Source organism: Saccharopolyspora elongata (assembly GCF_004348985.1).
GTDB classification, from domain to species: domain Bacteria; phylum Actinomycetota; class Actinomycetes; order Mycobacteriales; family Pseudonocardiaceae; genus Saccharopolyspora; species Saccharopolyspora elongata.
In genome coordinates, this window is record NZ_SMKW01000021.1 from 1 (window position 1) to 24,667 (window position 24,667).

The following is a 24,667-nucleotide window of genomic DNA, read 5'->3' on the forward strand; positions in this document are numbered from 1 at the left end:
CCTCACCCAACGCTGGCGCACCCTGCAACACATCACCGCCAGCCCACGCAAAATCACCGCCATCGTCCAAGCCGCCCTCACCCTCACCCACCACGAACACGGCCGAATCCACTGAGATCACCTCAATGGAAATCGGACCTCTGATTTCCATTGAAATTGCGGCGGTCAGCGCTTGCGGCGCCAGGCCCAGCCGGCGACGGCTCCGAGACCCACCAGGCCCATCGTGGCGCGCACGCCCGCCCGCTCCCGCACCTGGACGACCGGGCGGATGATCGCCGGGCCCGGCGGCTGCGGCGGCGCCACCTCCAGGTTCTCCCGGGCCGATGCCGTCCACGCCGTCACGAACAGGATGAACCGCGAGGTCAGGTTCGCGAACACCAGCAGACCGAGGATCGGGCCGAACGCCACGCCCGCCGGCGAGCTGGTGACGCTGTTCAGGTAGACCACGCCGACCTGCTTGAGGATCTCGAACCCGACGGCGGCGAACAGTGCACCCCACACCGCGCTGCGCAGCGTGACCGGCTTTCGCGGCAGCCGCGCCAGCACCCACAGGAACACCAGCCAGGTCGCCAGCAGCGACAGCAGGATCGACAGCACTCGCAGCACGAGCACCGCGGCCGGGCTGTCCTCGATCCCGACCAGCTCGAAAAACCACCGCCCGACCCCGCCGCCGAGGGCGCTGATGCCCAGCGAGACGGCCATCGCCGCGCCGAGCCCGATCAGCGATCCCAGGTCGGCGGCCATCCGCCGGACCATCGACTGCTTGATGGGCTCCTGCGTCCACTGCGCGGTCAGCGCCTCCCGCAGGTTCGTCATCCAGCCGAGCCCCGAGTACAGCGCGGCGAGCAGGCCGATCACGCCGACGGTTCCGGCCTGGCTGATCGCCTGCTCGACGACGCGGTTGAGCATGTCGCTCATCGCCGGGCTGGGCACCGCCGTGGTGATCGACGTCTGCAGCCTGCCCAGCAGCTCCGGGTTCCCGCTCAGCACGAAACCGGCCACGGCGAAGGCGATCATCAGCAGCGGCACCATCGCGAGCACGCTGAAATAGGTGATCGCGGCGGCGTAGTAGTCGCCGTACTGGCTCTGGTAGCGCTCGAACGCGCGGATGATCCGGTCCAGCCACTCGTGGCGGCGGCGCAGCAGCGCCAGTCGTCCCGGCTTCGCTTCCTGCTCCTGACCGGCCACGGTGCGCCTCCCGCCGCAACGGCATCCCCCGAACGGTGGCAGGCTACCCGTGGATGATCAGTTCAGCCCATCGGCGGAAGGAAGCCCACCCGATCGAACACCGTCCGCAGCGTCTCCGCGGACACCGCCCGCGCCCGCTCGGCACCCCGGTGCAGGACCTTGTCCAGCTCGGTCGGGTCGTCGAGGTACTCGCGGACCCGCTCCTGGAACGGGGTGACGAACTCGACCACGACCTCGCCGAGCTCCTTCTTCAGGTCGCCGTAGCCCTTGCCCTCGTAGGCGGCCTCCAGGTCGGCGATGCTGCGGCCGGTGAGCGCCGAGTAGATCACCAGCAGGTTGCTGATGCCCGGCTTGTTCTCGACGTCGTAGCGGATCTCCCGCTCCAGGTCGGTGACCGCGGAGCGGATCTTCTTCGCCGAGCGCTTCGGCGACTCCAGCAGCTCGACGACCCCGGCGGGCACCGACTTGCTCATCTTCGAGGTCGGGTCCTGCAGGTCGTAGATCTTGGCGGTGTCCTTCGGGATGTGCGCGGCCGGCACCGTGAAGGTCTTGCCGTAGCGGGAGTTGAACCGCTGCGCCAGGTTGCGCGTGAGCTCCAGGTGCTGGCGCTGGTCCTCGCCGACCGGGACCGCGTCGGCCTGGTAGAGCAGGATGTCCGCGGCCTGCAGCACCGGGTAGGTGAACAGCCCGACGCTGACGTGGTCGGCTTCCTGGCGGGCGGACTTGTCCTTGAACTGCGTCATCCGGCCGGCCTCGCCGAATCCGGTCAGGCATTCCAGGACCCAGCTGAGCTGGGCGTGCTCGGGGACGTGGCTCTGCACGAACAGCGTCGACCGCTCGGGATCGATGCCGATGGCGAGCAGTTGCGCGGCGGACAGCCGGGTGCGCTGGCGCAGCAGCTCCGGCTCCTGCGCGACGGTGATGGCGTGCAGGTCGACGACGCAGTAGAAGGCGTCGTGGTCATCCTGCATGGTGACCCATTCCCGCAGGGCACCCAGGTAGTTGCCGAGGTGGAACGAGTCGGCGGTGGGCTGGATGCCGGACAGCACGCGCGGCCGCGCCGCGGGCTGGTCGCCGGTCTGGGTTGCGGGGCTGTCGCTGCTCACGTGGTGATTCTCGCAAGCCCCGCGAAGCTGGTGGGAGCGACCTCTCCGGTTCTCCGGCGGGTCAGCTCTTGCGCTGGTTCTCCGGTTGGATCTTCTTCTTCCGGAACATGCCCGCGACCATCCCGACCACCCCGAGCCCGACGGCGGTGAGGCCGACCGGGGCGCTCAGCGAATCCAGGGGGCCGGCCGCTTGAGCGGTCGACTCGGCGGCAGCGGCGCCGGCGGTCGCCAGGAGCGCGGCGGCGGCCGCGGCACCAAGCACGGAGGCTCGCGTTGCCACGCGAGATATTCGGCTACGCACGGGCGTGCCCTCCCTGCGACAGTTGACCCGATCAGGTCAGCACTCGTCTGAGTTCGGTGGCGGACCGTACCGACCACTCATTGCCAGCGTGGTCGCTTTGCGTAAACCGGCCACGACGCAATGATCATATTTTCCGGCCTGTGGCCGCTGTCGCCGGGTCCGCCGATCATGAAATCGCGCAGGCCAGCGGCCGGGATCATCCCGAGGGGCGACCCCGGCCGAAAATTCACCTGTGTTCTACGACACACCGAATCGAGTTATGCCGGGCTGATGCCCAGCTGGACCCGGCCGCCTCGCTCGTAAGTGGTGCTGCGCTGCCGCGCCGAGCGGCCCGCCCGCGCGGCCAGTTCGTGCAGCTCCTCGACGCTGCGCTCCGAGCCGTGCTCGGAGCCGGCCATCCGGCTGATGGTCTCCTCCATCAGCGTTCCGCCGACGTCATTGGCACCGCCGTTGAGCACCTCCGACGTGCCTTCGTCGCCGAGCTTCACCCACGAGCACTGGACGTTGTCGATCCGGCCGTGCAGCAGGATGCGCGCCATCGCGTGCACCGCGCGGTTGTCGCGGCGGGTCGGGCCCGGGCGCGCCAGCCCGGCGAGGTAGATCGGCGCGTTGCGGTGCACGAACGGCAGCGGGACGAACTCGGTGAACCCGGCGTTGCCGTGCTCGGCCGCGGCGTCCTGCACGCCGGCCAGGGTTCGGAGGTGGCCGAGCCAGTGCTCCGGGGTGTCGACGTGGCCGTACATCATCGTCGACGAGGACGGGATGCCCAGCCGGTGCGCGGTGCTGACGACCTCGATCCACTCGGCGGCGGGCAGCTTGCCCTTGGTCAGCACCCAGCGCACCTCGTCGTCGAGGATCTCCGCCGCGGTGCCGGGAATGCTGCCCAGCCCGGCCTCCTTCAGCTCGGCGAGCCAGTCGGCGATGCTCGCCCCGGCCTTCGCCGCGGCACTGACGATCTCCATCGGGCTGAACGCGTGGACGTGCATCTCGGGAACCCGCTGCTTGATCGCGCGCACCAGGTCGGCGTAGCCGGACACCGGCAGCCGCGGGTCGATGCCGCCCTGCATGCAGATCTCGGTCGCCCCGGCCCGCCACGCCTCGTCGGCCCGGTCGGCGACCTCCTCCGGCGAGAGCCGGTAGGCGTCGGCGTCGCGCTCGCGCTGCGCGAAGGCGCAGAAGCGGCAGCCGACGTAGCAGATGTTCGAGAAGTTGATGTTGCGGTTGACGACGTAGGTGATGTCGTCGCCCACGACGTCCCGGCGCAGCCCGTCGGCGATCCCGGCGAGCGCGTCCATCGCGGCTCCGTCGCAGGTCATCAAGGCCATCGCGGCGGCGGTGCGGCTCTCGTCGAGCAGCGCGGCGGGATCGGCCTCGGCCAGCCGCAGGCCCTCGCGCACGTCGGCGTCCAGCCGCTCCGGTGCCGCGTCGGCGGGCAGCTGCCTGCGCAGCTCGTCCCAGTCGCCGTAGACCGTGTCGAAGTCGCCGCGGCGATCGTCCGTGCGACCGGTCGTGTCGATGCTGCGGTGCAGGTCGGTGCGGCCGATGGACTCGAACCCGCCGTCCGGCTCCTGCCACTCCCGGCCGACCGGTGCGGCGTCCGCGGCGGCGAAACCGTCCGAATCGGACAGCGCCGCGACGTGACCGGCCACCCGCAGGTCCAGCCACTGGGTGCTGTCCCCGGCCAGCCCGGCGCGCACGTAGCGCGGGTAGGCGGTGAGGCGCTCGCGCATCTCGAAACCGCCCTCGCGGGTCTTCGCGGCGAGCTCGTCGATCTCCGGCCACGGCCGTTCCGGGTTGACGTGGTCCGGCGTCACCGGCGAAACCCCGCCCCAGTCGTCGATCCCGGCGCGCAGCATCAGCAGCTGCTCGTCGCCGATGAGGTTCGGCGGCGCCTGCACGCTCACCCCGGAGGGCATCAGCAGCCGCGCGACCGCGATGGTGGCGGCCAGGTCCTGCAGGTCGGCGTCGGGCATGCCGCGCATCGCGGTGTCCGGCTTGGCCCGGAAGTTCTGCACGATGATTTCCTGGACGTGCCCGTACTGGCGGGCGACGCCGCGCAGCGCGAGCAGCGACTCGGCGCGCTCGGCGCGGGTTTCACCGATTCCGATGAGGATTCCGCTGGTGAACGGCACCGCGACGCGGCCGGCGTCGGCCAGCACCCGCAGCCGGACGGCGGGCTCCTTGTCCGGGCTGCCGAAGTGCGGGCCGCCCTTCTCCCGCCACAACCGCTCTGACGTGGTCTCCAGCATCATGCCCATGCTCGCCGCGACCGGTTTGAGCCTGGTCAGCTCCGACCAGCTGAGCACGCCGGGGTTCAGGTGCGGCAGCAGGCCGGTCTCCTCCAGCACCGCGATGGCACAGGCCCGCACGTAGTCCACTGTGGAGGAGTAACCGCGCACCTCCAGCCACTCCCGGGCTGCGGGCCAGCGCTCCTCGGGCCGGTCTCCCAGGGTGAACAGGGCCTCCTTGCACCCCGCCGCCGCGCCCTGGCGGGCGATCTCCAGCACCTCGTCGCGTTCCAGGTAGGCGGACTCCACGCGGTGCGGAACGGTGGCGAACGTGCAGTAATGGCAACGATCCCGGCAAAGCCGGGTCAACGGGATGAACACGTTGCGGCTGTAGGTGACCACGCCTTCGTGTCCCTCGGCCACCAGGTGCGCGTCCCGCGCGCGACCGGCCGCCGCCAGCAGTCTTTCGAGGTCATCGCCGCGGGCGTGCAGCAGGACCGCGGCTTCGGCGGCGTCCAGCGAAACGCCGTCCGTGGCGCGGCGGAGCGCGCGGCGCATCGCCGAGGCGCTCGGAGTGGGTTCCGGCGGGGCAAGTTCCAGATCTGCAACGGACACCAGCCGACTCTAAGTCTCCGAGCACGCACCACCCAACCGTCGTAGACGTGCCACACACCTCACTATCGGCTATTGAATTACTCCGTTCTGCCCTACCGGTACTCACCGAATCAGGCGCAAAATCCGACGAATACCACTGGGTGAATCACACTCTGTCTCCATAGGAGGGACACGTGTCACGCACTAGAAGGAGCGGCCGGGCGATGCGCATCGCCGGCTCGGCGCTCGCGCTGGCGTTGCTGGTACCCGCAGGCATCGTCGGCGCAGCCGAATCCGCGCCCGCGGCCACCGCCGCGCCGGTTCACTTCGTCGTGCTCGGCCCGACCGGCGACGGCCTGCAGCAGACCGAGGAATCGGTCCGCGCGGTCGGCGGAACCGTCGTACAGAGCTGGCCCCAGATCGGCGTGATCGTCGCGACCTCGACGGATCCCGGGTTCGCCGCCGCAGTTCGCACCCAGCCGGCCGTGGAACAGGCCGGTGCCAGCCGAAACCTCGCCGAGCAGCTGCCGCCCGCGCAGTCGCAGCGGCTGGAGGCGCTGGAGGGCACGGTCGGCGCCATCCCCTTCGCCGCCGTTCCCGGCGAGGAGCCGCTGGAGCCCGAGCAGTGGGACATGCGGCAGATCAAGGCCGAGCAGGCCAGCGCGGTCTCCCAGGGCAGCAAGGACATCACGGTCGGCGTGCTGGACTACGGCATCGACCCGACGCACCCGGACCTGAAGCCGAACCTGGACGTCACCAAGTCGGTGAGCTGCGTGAACGAGGGCGTCCCGGACACCAGGCAGGAGGCCTGGCAGCCGCAGGACCCGACGCAGGACCACGGCACCCACACCGCGGGCACCATCGCCGCCGCGCGCAACGGCGTCGGCATCGCGGGTGTCGCCCCGAACGTGACGCTGGCCTCGGTGCGGGTCATCGACGACGGCGGCTTCATCTACCCCGAATACGCGGTCTGCGGCTTCATCTGGGCCGCCGAGCACGGCTTCGACGTCACCAACAACTCCTACTTCGTCGACCCCTGGTACCTGTGGTGCGACAGCGACCCGGACCAGAAGGCCGCGGCCGAAGCGGTGCGCCGCGCCGTCGCGTACGCGCAGGGCAAGGACGTCGTGAACGTGGTCTCGGCGGGCAACAGCAACTGGGACCTGTCCAAGCCGATCCGCGACACCAACAGCCCGAACAACGGCGGGCCGACCCAGGACCGCAAGACCGGGCACGAGTGCCACGTCCTGCCCGGTGAGCTGCCGGGCGTGGTCTCGGTGTCCGCGGTGGGCTCGGACGCGGTGAAGTCGTACTACTCCAACTACGGACTGGGTTCGATCACGGTCACCGCCCCGGGCGGCGACAAGAACCAGATCCCGCAGACGCCGTCGCAGAACGGTCGCGTGCTGTCCACTGTGCCCGGCGGCGGCTGGGGCTGGATGCAGGGCACCTCGATGGCCGGGCCGCACGCGGCCGGCGTGGTCGCGCTGCTGCGCAGCACCCACCAGGAGTGGAACGCCCAGCAGGTGGCCGGCGCGCTGACCAACCAGGCGGACGCCCTGGAGTGCCCGACCAGCTACGACCCGGACGGCGACGGCAAGCCGGACGCGGTGTGCTCGGGCGGCAAGAGCGGCGCCGGTTTCTACGGCGCGGGCCTCATCGACGCCCTGGACGCCGTCCAGAAGTAAGCCGCAAAGGGTGACACCCGAAGGGCGCCTTCGGCCGATCCGGTCGGAGGCGCCCTTCGCGTTGCCGCATTTCGCACGATCTGGGGTTGCCTGGGCGAGTTGACGGCAGGACGCTGGCGGTCCGGAGGGTTGTCGCTCGGGAGTGAGGCGCTGTCGTGGCTGATTCGGAGACCTTCGTGATCGTCGGTGCCGGCATGGCCGGGGCCAAGGGCGCGCAGGCGCTGCGCGATCTGGGATTCGACGGGCGCATCGCCCTGCTCGGCGACGAACCGCACCGCCCGTACGAGCGCCCGCCGCTGTCCAAGGCGTACCTGATGGGCAACGAAGGGTTCGACAGCGCGTACGTGCACGACGAGTCCTGGTACGCCGACAACCGGGTGGATCTGCAGCTGGAGGTGTCGGTGCGGCGCATCGACCGGGCGCTGCGGCAGGTGGAGCTCACCGACGGCGGACGCCTCGACTTCGACAAGCTGCTGATCGCGACCGGGGCCAACCCCCGTTCGCTGCCGGTGCCCGGCATCGACGCCGAGGGCGTCCTGTACCTGCGGCGGGTCGAGGATTCCGACCGGATCAAGCGGACCCTGGCGGGCATCGAGCGGCTCGTGGTGGTCGGCGCGGGCTGGATCGGTCTCGAAGTCACCGCCGCCGCACGCGAAGCGGGCGTGGCCGTGACCGTCGTCGAGACGACGGAGCTGCCGCTGCTGCGGGTGCTCGGGCCGGAGGTGGCCGAGGTCTTCGCGGCGCTGCACCGGGACCACGGCGTGGACTTCCGGTTCGGCACCGCGGTCAGCGAGATCCTGGTCGACGGCGACCGCGCGGCCGGGGTCCGGCTGACGGACGGCGCCGAAGTCCCGGCCGGGGCGGTGCTGGTCGCGGTCGGCGTGGAGCCGGAGGTCGCGCTCGCGAGGGATGCGGGCCTGCGGGTCGACAACGGCATCCTGGTCGACGCCTCGCTGCGCACCGGTGACCCGAACATCGTCGCGGCGGGCGACGTGGCGAACGCGTTCAACCCGTTGCTGGGCAAGCAGATCCGCGTGGAGCACTGGGCGAACGCGCTCAACCAGCCGGCCACCGCGGCGGCGTCGATGCTGGGGCGCGACGGCAAGTACGCGGAACTGCCCTACTTCTTCACCGACCAGTACGACCTGGGCATGGAGTACCTCGGCCACGCCGACCCGGGCGGCTACGACCAGGTGGTGTTCCGCGGCGACGTGGCGGCCCGCGAGTTCATCGCGTTCTGGCTGGCCGGCGGCCGGGTCCTGGCGGGCATGAACGTCAACATCTGGGACGTCCAGGACCAGATCAAGACCCTGATCACCTCGGGAACGACGATCGACCCGAACGCGCTCGCCGACCCGGACACGCCGCTCAACGAGCTCATCGCCCGCTGAACCTCGCGCCGCCGGATCACGACTCCGCGACGGAGCGGTGCACGAACGCGGCGATCAGGTCGTCCACGTCGAACCGCGCCAGGACGTCGGGCACCGTCAGGTGCTCCAGGATCACGCCGGTCATCGCGTAGTAGAGCAGCATCGTCGACGTGTCGTCGCCGGGGAACCCGGATTCGCGACGGCCCTCGATGTTCGCGGTCAGGTTGGCGCGCAGCGTTTCGGTCAGCGCCTCCTGGAGCTCGGGGCGCCGGATCGCCTCCAGGCGGAGTTCCAGCAGGGCGAGCCAGCCGGTGCGGTCGTCCGAGATGTGGTGGAACAGCGCGCGCATCACCTCGGTGAGCAGATCCGGCGACGGCGGGCGGTCGAGGTCGTACTGCCCCGGATCGAGGGTCATCCGCCGGTGGATGTGCGCACCGACCTGGTCGAGCAGGTCCGCGCGGTTGGCGAAGTAGTTCGACGCCGTCCCCTTCGGCACGCCGGCCTCGACGTCGACGGCGCGGAAGGTCAGGCCGCGCGCGCCGTCCCGCGCCAGCACCTCGACCGCCGCGTCGACCAGCGCCGTTCGCCTCGCGGTGTTCTGCACCATCGCTCCTCCTGAGCAACCCGCTTGCAATCACTACAGTCATAGTACTAAATTTAAAGCACTGTAGTTACAGTGGTTCTCATTGGAGGCATCGTGCGAAAGCTGACCTACCTGATCGCGGCGACCATCGACGGCTTCATCACCGGCCCCGACGGCAAGCCGGACTTCTTCCTGCACGAAGGCGACCACGGCGACTTCATCCGGGCCGAATACCCGGAGATCATGCCGACCCACATCCGCCCGCTGATCGGCCTCGCCGACGCGCCGAACAAGCACTTCGACACCGTCCTGCAGGGCCGCAGCACCTGGGACGTCGGCGTGCAGGACGGGATGACGAACGCCTACCAGCACATGCGCCGCAACATCGTGTTCTCCCGCAGCGTCGCGGAAAGCCCGGATCCCACGGTGGAATTCGTCGCCACCGACCCGATCGAGCGAGTGCGGGAGCTGAAGCGGGAAGAGGGCATGGGGATCTGGCTCTGCGGCGGCGGAAAGCTGGCGGAGGCCCTGCGCCCGGAGATCAACGAACTGGTGATCAAGCTCCACCCGATCGTCGCCGGCTCCGGAACCCCGCTGTTCAGCAGGGAATTCTCCCCCGAGCTGTTCGACCTGGCCGAAACCAAGGTGTTCGACAGCGGCGTGATCCACCTGACCTACACCAAGCGCTGACCGGGAAGGGCTGCCCCAGACGGACGCTCCCAACCACGAGCAGCCGACCGTCGTGAGCGGAACCGGTCACCCCAACGACCGGCGAGCGCGAAGTCCAGCGACGTCTCGCCGCCCAGGCTCAACCCGACCAGCGCCGCGCGTTCGATGCCGAAGTGGTCGAGCGCGGCCAGCAGATCGGCCACGTCCCAGTAGAGTTCCGCCGGCAACGACGACCGGCCGAGACCGCGGGCGTCGAAACGAATAGCGGTGTGCCGCCTTGCCAACGCGGGAAAGACCGAATCCCACAGCCGACTGTCCATCCCGCCGCCGTGCAAGAGCACAACGGGAGTGCCCGAGCCGGCGCGCTCAGCCCACACGACTCCCCCACCTGGAACCGGCACAACGTCTTCGAACCGCCTCGCTTCGATCGACTCGTTCACGATCGCCTCCCCTCGGCGCGATTGTGCCCGATCGGGCGTGGTAGTCCGCGAAAGCCGGTGGCGGTGACGATCAGCACAATGGCATGGACCTCTAGTTCTATGGAGGTTTCAAGCTCTTGTCCATGACCGCTAACGCCACGCAGCCTCCCGTCATCGAGGACACCACCACCGACCACGAGCGGGACATCGTCGCGATCGAGCAGCTGATCGCCGACGTCGAAACCGCCTTCAACACCAACGATCCCGAGTTGCTGACCGCTCACTTCGCCCAGAACGCATCGGTCGTCAACGCGGTCGGGATGCTGATGTCCGGCCGGGACACCCTGCTCGAAGCCAACCGCAAGGGCCTGGCCGGATTCCTGCGCGACGAGCACGCGCGCTACGAGGTCGGCGACATCTTCTTCCTCCGCCCCGACGTCGCCATCGCGCACAAGAACGCGTGGGCCACCAAGGCCGATGGCGAGCTGATCGACGTCGCCCCGGCGATGATCGCCCTCTACGTCCTGGTCAAGGAACAGAACCGCTGGTGGATCGCGGCCCGCCAGAACACCCTCACGCAGTCTTGATCGGTCGGCGCCTCGGGACGGCACCGACTCGGCTGTCCCCACGGGCTGGTCGATTTCGCGCGAATCGACACCGGCACACGTGGAGAATCGAACGTGGGAAGGAAACCCAGGATGGGAACAGTTCAGGCGGTCCGGTGGCGGGAGTTCGAGGCAGCCGCGCCGGAACTCGGCGATTTCGGACGGCAGCGCCTGCAGGCAGGTCCCTGCAACCTCGGGACCGTGCGACGCGACGGTTCGGCGCGAGTGCATCCGGTCAGTCCGAAGGTAGTTCGCGGGAACCTCGTCCTCTACATGTACCCAACCTCGCCCAAGGGTGCGGACCTGGCGCGTGATCCCCGCTTCGCCCTGCACGCGACGGTCGACGACGACCACGGCACCGGCGGCGAATTCTCCTTGCGAGGCATCGCTCGGCGCGTCAACGACGATGCTCTTGGAAAAGAGCTGGCGCCAGGAGGATTCCCGGCGCAGGACCGCTACATCCGCTTCGAACTGCTGATCAGCAGCGTGTTGGCCGGAACCTACGGCGAGGGCGCAGAGAAACCCCACCTGCGCCGATGGTCAGCCCCTACGCGTTGACGGGTCGGCGAAACGTCCTCGGACAAGTCGACTCGCCGAGGTCGACCGGCCGCCCTCGCGTTCCGGCCAGGTCGTGCGAACGGGCGAAATGCTCATGCCGGCCGGGGTACCGTGATCAACTGTCGTGCTGGCGAGGCGGGCGGGGTGGTCATGACTTCGAGGCGGTCCGGTGACGTGGTCGGCGGGCGCTACCGGCTGGCCGCCGAACTGGGGTCCGGTGGTTTCGGGCGGGTCTGGCGGGCCCGCGACGAGACCCTCGACGTCGACGTTGCGATCAAGGAAATGCAGCTGCCGCCAGGAATGCCGGAAACCGAACGGGCCGAGCGGCTAGCGCGTGCCACTCGCGAGGCCCGCAACGCCGCCCGGTTGCGCAAGCACGACGGCATCGTCGCGATCCACGATGTCGTCGTCGAGGACGGCCTTCCCTGGATCGTCATGGAGCTGGTCGACGGCTGCTCGCTGAGCGAGCACATCGAGCAGCACGGGCCGCTTCCGGCGGATAGGGCAGCCGAAGTGGCTATTGCGCTGCTGACGGCGATGGGCGCAGCACACCGGGAAGGTGTTGTGCACCGCGACATCAAACCGGCCAACGTCATGCTCGCCGAGGACGGGAAGGTCCTGCTCACCGACTTCGGGACCGCGATCCACCACACCGACACCGCGCTGACCGCCACCGGGATGTTCATCGGCTCGGCGGAGTACACGGCGCCCGAGCGGTTGCGCGGCACCGACGGACTTCCCGCGAGCGATCTGTTCTCCCTCGGCGTGACCCTCTACCAGGCTGTCGAAGGCGTCTCGCCGTTCCGGCGCGATACCCAGGAAGCGACGCTGGCCGCGGTACTGCTGGAGGAGGTCCCGGCGCCGCGACGAACCAGACCGCTCACGGAGCTCATCACCCGGCTCCTGGACAAGGACCCGGATCGCAGGCCGACGGTCGCCGAAGCGCTGACCATGACAGGTGAGCAGCCCGCCACCAAGATCCACGTGCAACGTGGCACCAAGATCCTCCCCACGCGCGAAAAGCCGAAGAGGTGGCAGCCCAAAGGCGTTGCCGCGCTGATGGCGATCATCACCGCACTCGGTACCGCCGGGCTCCCCGATGCCGGCCGCACTTGGGGGTACTTCGAGAGCTACGGGGACAATGACTTGCACAGCGTCGCCATATTGAGCGTCGCCGTTGCCGATGTCGTCATCGTCGGCTTGCTGTGCGCCGGTCTCGTTCGATTCCTGCCGACGGGCATCGGCAAGACCGTCACCGTCGTCGTCGCTGTTGCCGGGCTCGTCTTCGGTTGCGGTGCCGCAGCTTTCGCATTCAACGGCGCCGGAGAGATCTTCCGGAACACGGCGGAGCTCTCCGGACAGGAGTCCGCGACGGCGTCGCTGGTCCTGGTCACCATCGTCGTCCTCATAGCGATCGGACTGGCCTGGGAGTCCTGGAAATCGCAACGTCCGGGTCCACGCGAAACGATCAGAAGTCGAACACAACCGTAACCGACGGCGCTGGTGGTAGGCCCTCTAGCCTCCGCTGGCATGCCACGTTTCTGGGACAAGGACGGGTAACCCGACCTCGTGTGGTGCTATGAGCTGTTCAGCGACCGGGAGTACCGCTACGTCGGCCGAGATCAGCGCCGATCGGCGGAGGCACCAAGGCAATCCGCCGGTACAGAACGCTCATCGACTGCTTGCGGCTTTGAAGTACTGGTTCGAGGGCTTGAGGAACACCAAGACGAGGAACAGCGGCATCGCAACCAGCACCATCGACAACTCGACGCTGGCGATGATCGCGCCCGGCTGGCCGGCGAGAGCCCCCAGCTGGAAATCGACGGAGATGAGCATCTGACTGATGCCGAAAAGGCCGTAGAGCAGCCAGACCACGGCGAGGATCGCGAGTGTGGTCCGAGCCCAGTTCCGGCCGACGCGCATCCGGAGCGCGAAGATCACCCACAGCGCGGCGAGAGCGAGGGTGCCCAACGTGTTGACCACGTTGAAGATGAGCGGGCCTTGCCAGGTATCGAGGTATCTGATGACTTGCAGCGCGACGACCACGAAGCTGATGATGGTCAGCACCGCCGAGAGGGCCGGCACCACGATGCCGATCAAGGTCGCGAACGTCACCGTCCCGGGCGCTTTCGGTCGGCCGAACTGCTGCTGCGGCGGAAGCTGTTGGTAATCCGCCGGCTGGGACTGCTGCTGCTGCGACCAAGGATCTTGAGGCGCTGTCACGCGAAGAGAGTAAGACACCTACAACGATCAAGTAGGTGCCTTCTCGGCTCAGACGTCGAACACCGCGGTGACCGGAGCATGATCCGACCAGCGCTGGTCGTAGCTCTCGGCCCTCTCCACGTACGCATCCGTGCAGCGGCTGGATCGCTCAACTGCCCATCCCGGACGACATCGCCCGATAGGAGTCGTGGCTTTCCTACGTGAAGCGGGCGAAACCCACGAAACGCGGGTTGATCGTCAACGGGATTCCCTCGTTGGCCATCGATCGAACCCCCTCCAGCACCGCTTCATCGGGCTGGCCATAAACGTCGAACTGCCGCACAGTGCAGTGTTCCATCACTCCGCGGATGTAAGGATCCGACATCTGCCAGTGCGTCAAGATCGCATCCGAGTCGCGGTAGAGCTGGTAGCTGTAGGCCACCATGTGCTCCTCATCGATGAACACGTCCACCATCAGCTGCGGGCCGTGCTCTTCGACGAACTCGACCGCCTGCCGCACGGCGAGCCTGAATCCCTCCAAGTGGCCGTCTGCGATCTGCATGGTGTTGCGGAAAAGGATCGGACCTTCTAGTGGTGACAGCATGGCTCCAGTGTCGAACTTCGACCAAACGCGAAGTCAACCCCGACGACGCACCAGATCCGGCACGGACTCGATCCGGCGCGTTCGACCAACCTGGCTGGTCACGGTCGCTCCGGTGCACGTCGCACCAGGTGGGCCCGGTTGACGCTAACGATCGAACACGGCGGTTACCGGGGCGTGGTCACTCCAGCGCTGGTCGTAGCTCCCGGCCCTCTCCACGTACGCATCCGTGCAGCGGCTTGCCAGGTCGGGCGAACTGACGACGTAGTCGATCCGCCAGCCCGAGTCGTTGTCGAAGGCCTTGCCTCGGTAGGACCACCAGGAGTACGGGCCCGGGCCTTCCGGGTGGAGGTTCCGGACCACGTCCTCGTAGCCGCTCTCGAAGAGCTCCGTCAGCCAGGCCCGCTCCTCCGGGAGGAAGCCCGCTTCCTTCTGGTTCGCCTTCCAGTTCTTCAGGTCGATCTGCTGGTGCGCGATGTTCCAGTCGCCGCAGACCAGCACCTCCCGGCCCTCCGCCGCGGCTCGTTCGCGCAGGTCGTCCAGGTACGCGCGGAACTCCTTCATGAAGCGTTCCTTCTCGTCCTGGCGCGGGGTGCCGACGTCGCCGCTGGGCAGGTACAGGCTCGCGACCACGAGGCCCGGCAGGTCGATCTCCGCGTAGCGGCCGCTCTCGTCGAACTCCGCCGAGCCGAAGCCGATGCGAACCGCCTCCGGTTCCGCGCGGCTGTAGATCGCCACCCCGGCGCGGCCCTTCGCCGAGCTCGGGGCCAGCACGGTGTGCCAGCCGGCCGGTTCCCGGACCTCCGGCGCGAGCTGTTCGGGCTCCGCGCGGGTCTCCTGCAGGCAGATCACGTCGGCTCGGGTGGCGGCGAGCCACTCCACGAAACCCTTCTTCGCGGCGGCGCGCAGGCCGTTGACGTTCACGGTCGACACAGTCAGCACGCCAGCGAGGGTAACCACCGGCACCGACGATCAACCCGCCCGGTCACCCGCCCCGGCGGAACGATCTTCGTCCGTCAGGCCAGCCAGAACGCTTCGCGGGTGCGTCGGCGGCGGTCGCGGCGGCGGGTGGGCTTCGGCGCCGCCGGGCGCTGCCACAGCCACATGCACACCCGGGCGCCGCCGAGGCTGGAGCGGTCGACCGCGAGCCGTCCCCCGGTGGACTCGGCGACCCGGCGGGCGATGTCCAGGCCGAGTCCGGTCGATCCGGCGCTGCTGCGCCCGCGCTGCACGGCGTCGGAGGACTCCGCCACCCCGGGCCCGGCGTCCTCCACGATCACCCCGACCACGCCGTCCTTCTGCTGCACCGACACCACGAACTCGGTCCGCTCCGGGGTATGCCGGAAGACGTTGCCCACCACGGCGTCCACCGACGCGGCGAGCTCCGCTCTCGGCACCGGGACGTGGACCTCGCCCTCCGCGCCGCGCAGGCTCCACGGCCGCTGCTGGTCCTCGGCCAGCGCCGACCAGAACCCGAGCCGCTCGCGCAGCAGCTCCGCGACGTCGCAGTCGGCTTCCTCGCCGGGCCCGGACCGGCGGGCGCTGGTGATCACCAGGTCCACCTCGCGTTCCAGCCGGTCGATGGCGACCCTGGTCTGCTCGGCCGCCTGATCGTCGCCCAGCGCCTCCGCGTTGAGCCGCAGCGCCGTCAGCGGGGTGCGCAGGCGGTGCGAGAGGTCCGCGGCCATCTCGCGCTCGGCGGCGAGCAGCTGGCGGACCCGGTCGGCCATGGTGTTGAACGCGCGCCCGGCCTCCACCAGTTCGGGCGGACCGCTGGGATGCACCCGGACGCTGAGGTCTCCGGCGCCGAGCGCGGACGAGGCCTCCGCGAGCCGGGTGGTCGCGCGCACGACGCGGGCCGCCAGCCGGTCCGCGACCAGCAGCGACCCGACGACCAGGACCAACCCGACGGCGCCGAGCACGAGCCAGGCCCGCAGCACCCCGCGGGTCTGGTCCGCGGCGGGCACGAACACCTCGGCCAGCGCGGTGCGGCCGCCGTCCAGCGCGATCGGCTGCACGAACGCCGTGCCGCCGGCCACTTCCACGCTGGAGGTCCGCACATCGGACATCGCCAGATGCACGTCGCCGGCACCGACCCGGCCCGAGCCCACCACACCGCCGTCCGGCAGGTACACGGCGACCCGCCCGGACTGCCCGGCGCGCGTGCTGGCGACGGCCTTGCCGACCAGCGCGTGATCGGTCGTGGTGGCCAGCACCGGTGCCAGCGCGACGGCTTGCCGTTCGGCATCGGACATCGCCTGGTCGCGGGCCATCTCCTTGATCATCAGGCCGAGCGGGATGAGGAACGCCAGGGCGACCATCGAGGTCACCGCCAGCGCCACCAGGACGATCGTGCGCCTCATTCCGGTTCCACGAGCTTCACGCCGACGCCCCGCACGGTGTGCAGGAACCGCGGTTCGGCGGCGCTCTCGCCGAGCTTGCGCCGCAGCCAGGACAGGTGGACGTCGATGGTCTGGTCGTCGCCGTAGGACTGCCGCCACACCTGGGCGAGCAGTTCGCGGCGCGGCACCACCCGGCCGGGCCGGGCCGCGAGGTAGGCCAGCAGGTCGAACTCGCGCCGCGTCAGCTCCAGCTCGGCGCCGTCCAGCGTCGAGACCCGGCTGCCCAGGTCGATGCGCAGCCCGGCGATCTCCAGCAGTTGCGCCGGTTGCGGTCCGCGGGCGCGGCGCAGCACCGCTTCGATGCGGGCGTTGAGGTGCTCGCTGGAGAACGGCTTGACGATGTAGTCGTCCGCGCCCGCGCGCAGCAGGCGGACGATCTCGCCCTCGTCGTCGCGGGCGGTCGCCACGATCGTCGGCACGTTGGAGACGCCGCGGATCATCTTGAGCGTCTCGCCGCCGTCGAGGTCGGGCAGGCCGAGGTCGAGGATGATGACCTCTGGTGGGTGCTCGGCTACTTCGCGCAACGAAGCCAGGGCGGTTCCGACGCTGCGAACCACCCAGTCCCGCGCGGTCAGATCCCTGATCATCGCCGCCCGCACCACTGGATCGTCCTCAACAACCAGAACCACAGCCATGGCGGGGACGATACGGGGACTGTGAGAGTTCTTCGCCTTCCGGTCCGCGGGCGGGCCGCGCCGCACCGCGAGCGGTGGCCGGCGTTCGGCACCGCCGAATCCCGCACCCCAGGGAGGCATTACGCGCCGCAGTCGGGTAAACCCGTGCGCATGAAACGAGCGGTCGCCTACATCGGCGTGTGGTTGGCCGCGACCACCGCCGCAGTCACGTTGTCCTGGCTCGGCGTCCGCGACGTCATCCGCGGCGCGATGTTCGAGCCGCCCGACGCGATCCCGCTGGTCCAGCCGACCACGACGGCACCGCCCCCGCCGCCACCGCCGACGACGGAGCCGAGCCCCGAGCCGACATCGACCACAATGGACGCTCCGGCACCGGAGCGGACGCCCACCCCGAGCCCGTCACGGACCACCGACTCCGGCGAGGTGCGCACCTACTACGCCAAGGGCGGCAAGGTCGTGCTCTCCGTGCACGCCGACGGCGCGAAGCTGGTCTCCGCGACGCCGCGGCCCGGCTACACGGTGCAGACCTGGGACCAGGCCGCCGGCTGGCTGCGGGTGGAGTTCACCGCCGGCCAGCACGGGTCGTCCGTGATCGCGACCTGGCACGACTCTCCGACCTCGGTCCAGACCATCGAGTACTGACGACCCGAAAGCGCCTGCGACCGGTCAGGGTTTGCGGGCGACGCCGCCGATCAGCAAGCGGTGGAAGGCGTTCACCGGCACCCCCGGCCCGTCCGGCCACCACGTCGCCACCGGCACCAGTCCCGGTGCCAGCAGTTCGAGCCCGCCGAAGTAGCGCTCGATCTCCTCCCGGGACCGGAACCAGCCGCTGCCCATCGCGCCGAGGTACGCCTCCTCCATCAGGTCGGCCAGCCGGGCCGCCTCGGCGTCCTCGGGGCGGCAGAAGTGGCTGATCCCGACGTAGGAACCGGCCGGCAGCGCGTCGATGTAGCGCGCCATCAGCTCCTGCGGTCCGTCCTCGTCCGCGATGTGGTGCAGCGTGCTGAACAGGAACAGCCCGATCGGCCGGGACCACTCCAGCGACCTGGCGACGGCCCGCTCGGCGAGCAGGCGATCCGGATCCGTGATGTCCGCGGCGACGAAGTGCGTGCTGTCGTTCTCCACGAGCAGGGCGCGGCCGTGCACGATGGCGGTCGGATCGTTGTCGACGTAGACGACGGCCGCGTCCGAGTTGACCCGCTGCGCCACCTCGTGGGTGTTCTCCAGCGTCGGCAGCCCGGATCCGCAGTCCAGGAACTGGTCGATGCCAACGGTTCCGGCCAGGTACCGGGTGACCCGCTGCAGGAAGGCGCGGTTGTCCTTGGCCAGCGCGCCGGGTTCCGGGGTGACTTCGGCGAGCGCGTCGCGCAATCCGCGATCGGCGCTGTAGTTGTCCTTGCCGCCGAGGATCGCGTCGTAGACGCGCGAACTGCTCGGCCTCGTGGGATCGATGCCAGACGGCACGCCCCCGCGCCCTTCGCCGGTTCGTGTCATGCCACTCCCCAACCCCGAATTTCCGCCCCCGACAACCCCAGGTTAGGGGATCAACGGCCGATAGCGTACGTGCGGGTAGATACCGCCAATCCGGGTAAGCCGCTCGACCTGCGGCCGGATTCCACTACTATGCCCACGCGTAACGTTCAACCACTGGATCGCGACAGTGGGTCGTAGAGCCCATTCCCACAGGAGGTTCCGCGTGGCTCCGGACAGTGCCACGGGAAGCGGCCCCACCGCCCGCCGTCTCGTGCTGGGCAGTCAGCTGCGCCGGTTGCGCGAGGCGAGCGGAATCTCCCGCGAGGACGCCGGATACGCCATCCGCGGGTCCGGATCGAAGATCAGCCGCCTGGAGCTCGGCCGCGTCGGCTTCAAGGAACGCGACGTCGCCGACCTGCTGACCCTCTACGGCGTGACGGACCCGTCCGAGCACGAGTCCTTCCTGGACCTCGTCCGCCGGTCCAACGAACCCGGCTGGTGGCACCGGTTCAACGACCTGATGCCCTCGTGGTTCCAGGACTACGTCGGGCTGGAGGAGTCGGCCTCCCGCATCCAGACTTACGAGATCCAGTTCGTGCCCGGCCTGCTGCAGACCGAGAAGTACGCCCGCGCGGTCGCCACCCAGGGGCGTCCGGAGTTCCCGGAGGACGAGCTGGACCGGCGCGTCCGGCTGCGCATGCAGCGCCAGAAGCTGTTCACCCAGCCGAAGGCGCCGCGGTTGTGGGCGGTGATCGACGAATCGGTGCTGCACCGGCCGATCGGCGGCCGCGAAGTGCTGCGCGAGCAGATCCAGTTCCTGCTCGATGCGACGGCGATGTCCGCGGTAACGCTGCAGATCCTGCCGTTCGAGCTCGGCCGGTCGGGCGCGGAGGGCGCGTTCACGATCCTGCGGTTCGCTGAGCCGGAGCTGCCGGACATCGTCTACCTGGAACACCTCTGCGGCGCGCTCTACCTGGACAAGCCGGACGAGGTCGAGGTCTACAGCAAGGTCAGCCACCGGCTCGCGGTCGACGCGCAGACGCCGGAGCAGACCCGCAAGACGCTGCTCAAGGCCCTGAAGCACAGCTGATCGACGTGCCACCGGGATCCGCACCCGGTGGCACTTCCATGTGCGCCGATGACTGCGCATAGCACTCATTCACTGACCGCGGGTCACTTAACTGGGAACAAGATACCTCCTGTCGAGTGATCAACGTCTCATTGAGATGCACGTGCATTCAATCGTGCATCTGCACCTGCTACCTTGGGTGCACGATCAACTGCACGTGCAGATGATCGTGCAGCGTTAGTCGGGGAAGGGTGGGGTTCGGATGACGAACGTCCAGAACGGTATGCCCGCGCAGCAGCTTCCCAACGTGGTGTGGCGAAAGAGCCGCCACAGCGGAGCGGTGGGCAACTGCGTTGAATTGGCACCGTTGGTCGACGGCGGCATCGCCGTCAGAAACTCGCGCTACCCCGAGGGTCCAGCACTGGTCTACAGCCGGGATGAGATCGCCGCATTCCTGCACGGGGCCAAGGACGGCGAGTTCGACGACCTCGTCTGACGAGCCGTCCCGACGCTCCGCGCGGAGCCATGGTTGAAGCCCTTGACGACGAAACTCGGTGGCGCCATGAACGAGATTACCAACGGCCTGCAAGCCCTGGTAGCCCGCGATTTCCAGTTCGCGCACCCGCGCGACGCCGACGGCGGCCTGGTCGCCGTGGTGGGAATCCGGGTCCACCGCGGGGTTTTCGACATCGTGCAGCTGTTCAGCGAGCACGAAGCCGATGCCGCGCGGATCCCCGGTGACGAGCCGGACGTCCTCTTCCCGAGCAAGGTCCTGTGGCGAACCACCGGTCCCGCGCGCGAAGTGATCGCCGAGCTGCTCGCACTGTCCGAACCGGCCCCGGACCTCGGCGCCCAGCCCACGGGCTGCTGGCTGCCGACCCACGCGGGCCGCTCGACCTGGCTGGCCGCCTCCGCCTGACGCCGGCCAGCCGCCAAGACCCCGCCCCGACCCCGGCGCCGGAGTCCTCAGTGGACTTTGCCTGGCACCGGAACCCCCGAAACGATCGAGTTCCCGCGCGACGGCGCCCCGCCGCGGGAACTCGATCGGGGTTTTCCGCACGAGGCGAGCACAACGACCCCGCCCCACCGCAGACGCCTTTCGCGGCCTGCGACGAAACGCCCCGCCGCCCGAGGACATCTACCGGCTCTCCGCCCCCGTTGAGCCCGGCGACGATGACCCGTGAGTGGGAAAAACTCAGTTCGCCTCGACTGCGCGCCCATTGCGAGCGCGCACGTGGTGGACGACGACCACGGCGGTGGCGGCCAGGAAGACGACCTGCATCGCGGTTCGCGGGACGAGTTGGTCGTCCGCGGCGGTGAGGATTCCTTCCAGCGCCGCGTAGACGTTCGCGGGGAACATCGCGATGAGCATGAGCCCGAGCCCGCCCGCGGCCCACGGCGCGGTGCGGTGCCACAGCAGCCCCGCCGCACCCACCAGCTCCAGGATCCCGGTGACGGTCACGAGCAGGCCGGGTGCGGGCAGCGCCGGCGGCACCATGCTGATGAGCTGCTCCCGCATTCCGACGAAATGCGCGATGCCGGTCGCCACGAACATCGCCGAGAGCCCGCCGCGCACGGCTACCGGCCAGGGCCTCAGGCCGCGGACGCCGACGGCGCCCGCCACCAGCAGCACCAGCGTGACGGCCAACAGGATGATCAACGGAGCCATCTCGACCTCCCCGGAGAAAGCAAACTTGTCAGTGACAAGATGCCCACCCGGGCCGTATCTTGTCAATGTAAAGATTCGTCGTCCAGGTAGTGGTGCAGGAGACTGGAGCCTTCGAGCATCGCCCCCGCCCGCTGCGCGAGACCCGAGGCGTCCGGATCCTGCTCATGGCCGGAATCGGCCCAGACCGCCGGCGGAAGGACGCCTTCGTCCGCGTAGTTGTCGATGTCGAGCACGATCGTGGGTTTCGGCACGCCCTCCGCCAGCCGCTGGGCCAGGGGCGACTACTTCGGCAGCCCGGCCCCGCTCAGCACGCGGTCGAGCGTGGGATAGGACGCTTGCGCACCGGAATGTTGCACGCTGCAGGCCCCCACGCGGGTCGCCCACCACACGGCAGTGGGAAGCGAATCACCCTGGCTCAGCCGCCATGCTGCGGTGGCGGCGAAAGCATCACCCGCCCCGGTGGTGTCGACCGCGTCGGCCGGCGCACCGGGAATTTCCTCGACATGACCGGCATCCGCGACCGCCGCGCCGTCCGCGCCGAAGGTGACCACCACCGAACGCGCACCGACCCGGAGGAGCCCGGTCGCGTGCCCGACGTTGTCGGCGGGCACCGGAAAGCCGTTGCGCCGCAGGATTTCCCGGGCTTCGTGCTCGTTGACGATCAGCGGGTCGGCGAGCTCCAGCACCTCGGCGGGCAGGTCGACCACCGGGGACAGGTTCAGCACGAACCGCGCCCCGGCCGCCCGCGCGGCACGGGCGGCGGCGACGACGGTTTCGACCGGCACTTCCAGCACGACCGACACCACCCGCGCCGCCTCGATCAGCGACTGAGCGGCCGCGATGTCCGTCGGCGACAGGCGCGCGTTCGCCCCGGCGGACACGATGATGCTGTTCTCGCCGGTGTCCGAGACGGTGATCAGTGCGGTGCCGGTGACCGCTTCAGCGTCGCGGCGGGTGTGCTCGGTCCCGACGCCATCGGTGCGCAGGGCGGCCAGCAGCATCTCGCCGTGCGCGTCCGCGCCGACCCGGCCCACCAGCGCCGTTCGGGCGCCGAGCCGTGCCGCGGCGACCGCCTGGTTGGCGCCCTTGCCGCCTGCGCTGGTGGCCAGCGATGCGGCGTGCACCGTTTCGCCCGGCAGCGGATGGCGTTGCACGCGCGCGGTCAGGTCGACGTTCAGCGAACCGACCACGACGACGTCTTCGGTGCGCGTCATCGCAAATCCCCTCTCACGCCACGCGTCGCGTCGGGGTGGGGTCGTCGCACAGCCGATCGGCCAGCAGCTCGGCGAAGTCGCCGCCGGTCTCCAGCACCACGCGCACGTGCGCATCATCCTGGGCCGGGAAGTTCCGGTACTGCCCGCGGACGTCGGCGACGGTCGCGCCGCGCCCCGGCCCCTGGCTCGTCTCCACGTCGACCGCGACGACCGGCGCCAGCACCGGGGAGACGTCGCCGACCGCGATGGCCGCGGCCAGCGGATCGTGGCAGGCCGCGCTGCGGTCGCCGAACACGTTCCCCTCGTAGAAGTCGAAGTACTGGTCCAGCATCTGCGCGGCGAATGCGGTGACCGGCGTGCCGGTCTCGCGGAGCCGGCGCTGGTGCCCCTCGGTGATCCGCTCGCCCATGGTCGCGTCCAGCGGCACCAGCGTGATCGGCCAGCCGGCGGTCAGCACCGTTCGCGCCGCCTCCGGGTCGTTGCTGATGTTCGCCTCGGCCGCCGGGGTGGCGTTGCCCGGATGCCGGATCGCGCCGCCCATGATCGTGACGTGCTTGACCAGCCCGGGCAGTTCGGGCTCGAGCAGCACGGCGGTGGCCAGGTTCGTCAGCGGACCGACCGCGAGCAGGTGCAGCGTGCTGGGGTTCTCCCTGGCGAGGCGCACGATGAGTTCCGCGGCGGGCTCGGCGACCGGCCTGGCCGTCGGCGCGGGCAGGTCCGTGTTGCCGAGACCGTCCGCGCCGTGCACGTACGGCGCGAAGTGCGCGTTCCCGAGCCAGTTGTCGCGGGCGCCGATGGCCACCGGGATGTCCGGCCGCCCGGCCAGTTCGAGCACCCGCAGCGTGTTGTCGGCCGCGGTGACCGCGTCGATGTTGCCGAAGACCGTGGTCACAGCCCGGATGTCGACGTCCGGGTCCCTCAGCAGGTAGAGCAACGCCAACGCGTCGTCGATTCCGGTGTCGCAGTCGACGATCAGGGTTTCCTTGGACGCCATCGGTAGCGCGCCTTTCTGCTGGGAGCGGAGTCTCGCGGGACTCGTGCGCGTTTTGGAGCGCTATGGCGATCCAAAACGCGCACGAGCGTTGCCCCGGGAAGCGGAGCGGGTGATCGCGTCAGATCGAGACGGGCCCGCGGAGCTCCGGCTGTGGTTGTTCGGTGTTCATCGGGATTGGCGCACCGGGAGGCCCGGCGCGCCGCTGGGCAGCACGTACTTGGCGGCGATCAGCGGGGTCCGCTCCATCGAGACGACCTGCGTGACCAGCACGACCGGCGTGTCCGGCGACCGGTCGAAGACCTCCCCGCGGCGCCGCCCCAGCACGGTCGCGTTGATCGTGCTGGCGCCGCTGAGCGGCAGGTGCGGGTCGATCGAGCCGATGACGTGCAGCATCGTGCTCGGCCGGGCTTCGGCCGCCGCCAGGGCTCCGGGCAGCGCGGGATCGACGGCGGCCAGCGCCTCGTCGTGCACGCTCCACTCCTCCACCAGGCAGGACGGCACGCCGTCGACGTCGACGACGCTCTCCCAGAACCGGATCTCGCAGCTGGCCGGCACCGGCAGGTGCTGCATCACCAGGTCGGTCGGCTGCTCGATGTCGCGCACCAGCGGCCGCACCTTGGTGCTGTCCGCGCCCAGCAGGTCCTCGACCGGTTGCAGCCGTTCGAAGCCCCGCCGGGCCGGGCGGTCGCTGACCGTCCGCCCCACTCCCCGCCGCACGGTGATCACGCCGTCCTCTTGGAGGAGGATCAACGCTTCCCGCAGCGCCGGCCGGCTCACGCCGAGCTCGGTCGCGAGGTCCAGCTCGGACGGCAGCGTCGAACCCGGCGGATAGGTGCCCTGCCTGATGGCCTCGGCGATCCGCTCGTAGAGGTCCACGACCGGTCGACGCTGAGGTCGTCTGGAAGCCACGCCGCACCTCCTGCCGGGTTGATGTCAGACAAGTTAAGAGAGATGGTCCCGCACGTCAACTCCGGCAAGCGGGAGAAGAACCGGAGACCACACCTTGACGTAGGTCACCTTCGGCGGGTAGATCCTTCCGCCAACATGCCTAACATGTCAGACAGGAAATCCCGGCCGAGGTCGCCGGGAACACCGAACC

Annotated in this window: 27 protein-coding genes and 1 pseudogene; 10 read left to right on the forward strand and 18 right to left on the reverse strand. The window is 69.6% G+C overall.

The window, feature by feature from the left end; all coding sequences use genetic code 11:
- Positions 1–165 precede the first annotated feature (165 nt).
- The 4 genes from yhjD to E1288_RS17230 all read right to left on the reverse strand — a co-directional run bounded on the left by yhjD (position 166) and on the right by E1288_RS17230 (position 5,381).
- Complete coding sequence (gene yhjD / locus E1288_RS17215; protein ID WP_132486254.1) at positions 166–1,188, reverse strand: inner membrane protein YhjD; 1,023 nt, start codon at positions 1,186–1,188, stop codon at positions 166–168.
- 62 nt (positions 1,189–1,250) lie between these two features.
- Positions 1,251–2,294 carry a tryptophan--tRNA ligase gene (trpS, locus tag E1288_RS17220; RefSeq protein WP_132486256.1) on the reverse strand — a complete coding sequence of 348 codons (1,044 nt, stop codon included), beginning with the start codon at positions 2,292–2,294 and terminating at the stop codon, positions 1,251–1,253.
- 61 nt (positions 2,295–2,355) lie between these two features.
- Complete coding sequence (locus E1288_RS17225) at positions 2,356–2,574, reverse strand: hypothetical protein (protein WP_132486258.1); 219 nt, start codon at positions 2,572–2,574, stop codon at positions 2,356–2,358.
- 278 nt (positions 2,575–2,852) lie between these two features.
- Positions 2,853–5,381, reverse strand: a complete 2,529-nt coding sequence (locus E1288_RS17230; RefSeq protein ID WP_235883627.1) for a bifunctional FO biosynthesis protein CofGH — start codon at positions 5,379–5,381, stop codon at positions 2,853–2,855.
- A 260-nt stretch (positions 5,382–5,641) separates the two neighbouring features.
- On the opposite strand from E1288_RS17230, the gene E1288_RS17235 reads away from it, so the two are divergent.
- Entirely contained in the window at positions 5,642–7,105 is a 1,464-nt protein-coding gene (locus E1288_RS17235) for a S8 family peptidase (RefSeq protein ID WP_132486261.1), read from the forward strand.
- A 155-nt stretch (positions 7,106–7,260) separates the two neighbouring features.
- Positions 7,261–8,496 (forward strand): NAD(P)/FAD-dependent oxidoreductase, encoded by a 1,236-nt coding sequence (locus E1288_RS17240; RefSeq protein ID WP_132486263.1) that lies wholly within the window; start codon positions 7,261–7,263, stop codon positions 8,494–8,496.
- Positions 8,497–8,512: 16 nt separating this feature from the next.
- On the opposite strand, the gene E1288_RS17245 is transcribed toward E1288_RS17240, so the two are convergent.
- Positions 8,513–9,082 carry a TetR/AcrR family transcriptional regulator gene (locus tag E1288_RS17245; protein WP_132486265.1) on the reverse strand — a complete coding sequence of 190 codons (570 nt, stop codon included), beginning with the start codon at positions 9,080–9,082 and terminating at the stop codon, positions 8,513–8,515.
- Between the two features lie 90 nt (positions 9,083–9,172).
- On the opposite strand from E1288_RS17245, the gene E1288_RS17250 reads away from it, so the two are divergent.
- On the forward strand, positions 9,173–9,748 hold the full coding sequence (locus tag E1288_RS17250) for a dihydrofolate reductase family protein (protein WP_132486267.1): 576 nt from the start codon (positions 9,173–9,175) through the stop codon (positions 9,746–9,748).
- On the opposite strand, the gene E1288_RS17255 is transcribed toward E1288_RS17250, so the two are convergent.
- The gene (locus E1288_RS17255; RefSeq protein ID WP_235883616.1) at positions 9,733–10,167 is read right to left on the reverse strand and encodes an alpha/beta fold hydrolase; all 435 of its coding nucleotides are present in this window, start codon (positions 10,165–10,167) and stop codon (positions 9,733–9,735) included. The two genes, E1288_RS17250 and E1288_RS17255, sit on opposite strands and share 16 nt — an antisense overlap.
- Before the next feature lie 122 nt (positions 10,168–10,289).
- Here E1288_RS17255 and E1288_RS17260 point away from each other — a divergent pair, with 122 nt between their 5' ends.
- The 3 genes from E1288_RS17260 to E1288_RS17270 all read left to right on the forward strand — a co-directional run bounded on the left by E1288_RS17260 (position 10,290) and on the right by E1288_RS17270 (position 12,800).
- On the forward strand, positions 10,290–10,733 hold the full coding sequence (locus tag E1288_RS17260) for an SgcJ/EcaC family oxidoreductase (RefSeq protein ID WP_132486269.1): 444 nt from the start codon (positions 10,290–10,292) through the stop codon (positions 10,731–10,733).
- A 111-nt stretch (positions 10,734–10,844) separates the two neighbouring features.
- Positions 10,845–11,309, forward strand: a complete 465-nt coding sequence (locus E1288_RS17265) for a pyridoxamine 5'-phosphate oxidase family protein (RefSeq protein WP_132486271.1) — start codon at positions 10,845–10,847, stop codon at positions 11,307–11,309.
- Between the two features lie 150 nt (positions 11,310–11,459).
- A complete protein-coding gene (locus E1288_RS17270) occupies positions 11,460–12,800 on the forward strand; it encodes a serine/threonine-protein kinase (RefSeq protein WP_132486273.1) in 1,341 nt (446 codons plus the stop codon).
- A gap of 180 nt (positions 12,801–12,980) precedes the next feature.
- Here E1288_RS17270 and E1288_RS17275 read toward each other — a convergent pair whose 3' ends face one another.
- From E1288_RS17275 to E1288_RS17300, 6 genes and pseudogenes are all read right to left on the reverse strand, one after another.
- A complete protein-coding gene (locus E1288_RS17275) occupies positions 12,981–13,424 on the reverse strand; it encodes a hypothetical protein (protein ID WP_207954401.1) in 444 nt (147 codons plus the stop codon).
- A 156-nt stretch (positions 13,425–13,580) separates the two neighbouring features.
- Positions 13,581–13,673, reverse strand: a pseudogene (locus tag E1288_RS48805) (exodeoxyribonuclease III); the annotation flags it as partial.
- A gap of 55 nt (positions 13,674–13,728) precedes the next feature.
- A complete protein-coding gene (locus E1288_RS17285) occupies positions 13,729–14,073 on the reverse strand; it encodes a hypothetical protein (protein ID WP_235883617.1) in 345 nt (114 codons plus the stop codon).
- 186 nt (positions 14,074–14,259) lie between these two features.
- A complete protein-coding gene (locus E1288_RS17290; RefSeq protein WP_132486279.1) occupies positions 14,260–15,054 on the reverse strand; it encodes an exodeoxyribonuclease III in 795 nt (264 codons plus the stop codon).
- A 74-nt stretch (positions 15,055–15,128) separates the two neighbouring features.
- On the reverse strand, positions 15,129–16,475 hold the full coding sequence (locus tag E1288_RS17295) for a sensor histidine kinase (protein WP_132486281.1): 1,347 nt from the start codon (positions 16,473–16,475) through the stop codon (positions 15,129–15,131).
- The gene (locus tag E1288_RS17300; protein ID WP_132486283.1) at positions 16,472–17,149 is read right to left on the reverse strand and encodes a response regulator transcription factor; all 678 of its coding nucleotides are present in this window, start codon (positions 17,147–17,149) and stop codon (positions 16,472–16,474) included. The genes E1288_RS17295 and E1288_RS17300 overlap by 4 nt, the downstream gene beginning before the upstream one ends.
- A gap of 150 nt (positions 17,150–17,299) precedes the next feature.
- Here E1288_RS17300 and E1288_RS17305 point away from each other — a divergent pair, with 150 nt between their 5' ends.
- Positions 17,300–17,791: a hypothetical protein gene (locus E1288_RS17305; protein ID WP_235883618.1), complete on the forward strand. Its 492-nt coding sequence runs from the start codon at positions 17,300–17,302 to the stop codon at positions 17,789–17,791.
- A gap of 24 nt (positions 17,792–17,815) precedes the next feature.
- Here E1288_RS17305 and E1288_RS17310 read toward each other — a convergent pair whose 3' ends face one another.
- On the reverse strand, positions 17,816–18,643 hold the full coding sequence (locus tag E1288_RS17310) for an SAM-dependent methyltransferase (protein WP_132486287.1): 828 nt from the start codon (positions 18,641–18,643) through the stop codon (positions 17,816–17,818).
- A 202-nt stretch (positions 18,644–18,845) separates the two neighbouring features.
- Here E1288_RS17310 and E1288_RS17315 point away from each other — a divergent pair, with 202 nt between their 5' ends.
- From E1288_RS17315 to E1288_RS17325, 3 genes are all read left to right on the forward strand, one after another.
- Positions 18,846–19,712, forward strand: a complete 867-nt coding sequence (locus tag E1288_RS17315) for a helix-turn-helix domain-containing protein (protein WP_132486289.1) — start codon at positions 18,846–18,848, stop codon at positions 19,710–19,712.
- A 241-nt stretch (positions 19,713–19,953) separates the two neighbouring features.
- A complete protein-coding gene (locus tag E1288_RS17320; protein ID WP_132486291.1) occupies positions 19,954–20,187 on the forward strand; it encodes a DUF397 domain-containing protein in 234 nt (77 codons plus the stop codon).
- A gap of 66 nt (positions 20,188–20,253) precedes the next feature.
- Positions 20,254–20,610 carry a hypothetical protein gene (locus E1288_RS17325; RefSeq protein WP_132486293.1) on the forward strand — a complete coding sequence of 119 codons (357 nt, stop codon included), beginning with the start codon at positions 20,254–20,256 and terminating at the stop codon, positions 20,608–20,610.
- Between the two features lie 276 nt (positions 20,611–20,886).
- Here the strand turns inward: E1288_RS17325 and E1288_RS17330 are convergent, their stop codons facing one another.
- From E1288_RS17330 to E1288_RS17345, 5 genes are all read right to left on the reverse strand, one after another.
- Positions 20,887–21,360 carry a DoxX family protein gene (locus tag E1288_RS17330; RefSeq protein ID WP_132486295.1) on the reverse strand — a complete coding sequence of 158 codons (474 nt, stop codon included), beginning with the start codon at positions 21,358–21,360 and terminating at the stop codon, positions 20,887–20,889.
- Positions 21,361–21,422: 62 nt separating this feature from the next.
- Entirely contained in the window at positions 21,423–21,593 is a 171-nt protein-coding gene (locus E1288_RS46990) for a hypothetical protein (protein ID WP_165968154.1), read from the reverse strand.
- Between the two features lie 48 nt (positions 21,594–21,641).
- The gene (locus E1288_RS17335; RefSeq protein ID WP_132486297.1) at positions 21,642–22,574 is read right to left on the reverse strand and encodes a ribokinase; all 933 of its coding nucleotides are present in this window, start codon (positions 22,572–22,574) and stop codon (positions 21,642–21,644) included.
- Positions 22,575–22,587: 13 nt separating this feature from the next.
- Complete coding sequence (locus E1288_RS17340; RefSeq protein WP_132486299.1) at positions 22,588–23,568, reverse strand: nucleoside hydrolase; 981 nt, start codon at positions 23,566–23,568, stop codon at positions 22,588–22,590.
- Positions 23,569–23,733: 165 nt separating this feature from the next.
- The gene (locus E1288_RS17345; protein ID WP_207954402.1) at positions 23,734–24,477 is read right to left on the reverse strand and encodes a GntR family transcriptional regulator; all 744 of its coding nucleotides are present in this window, start codon (positions 24,475–24,477) and stop codon (positions 23,734–23,736) included.
- Between the last annotated feature and the right edge of the window lie 190 nt (positions 24,478–24,667).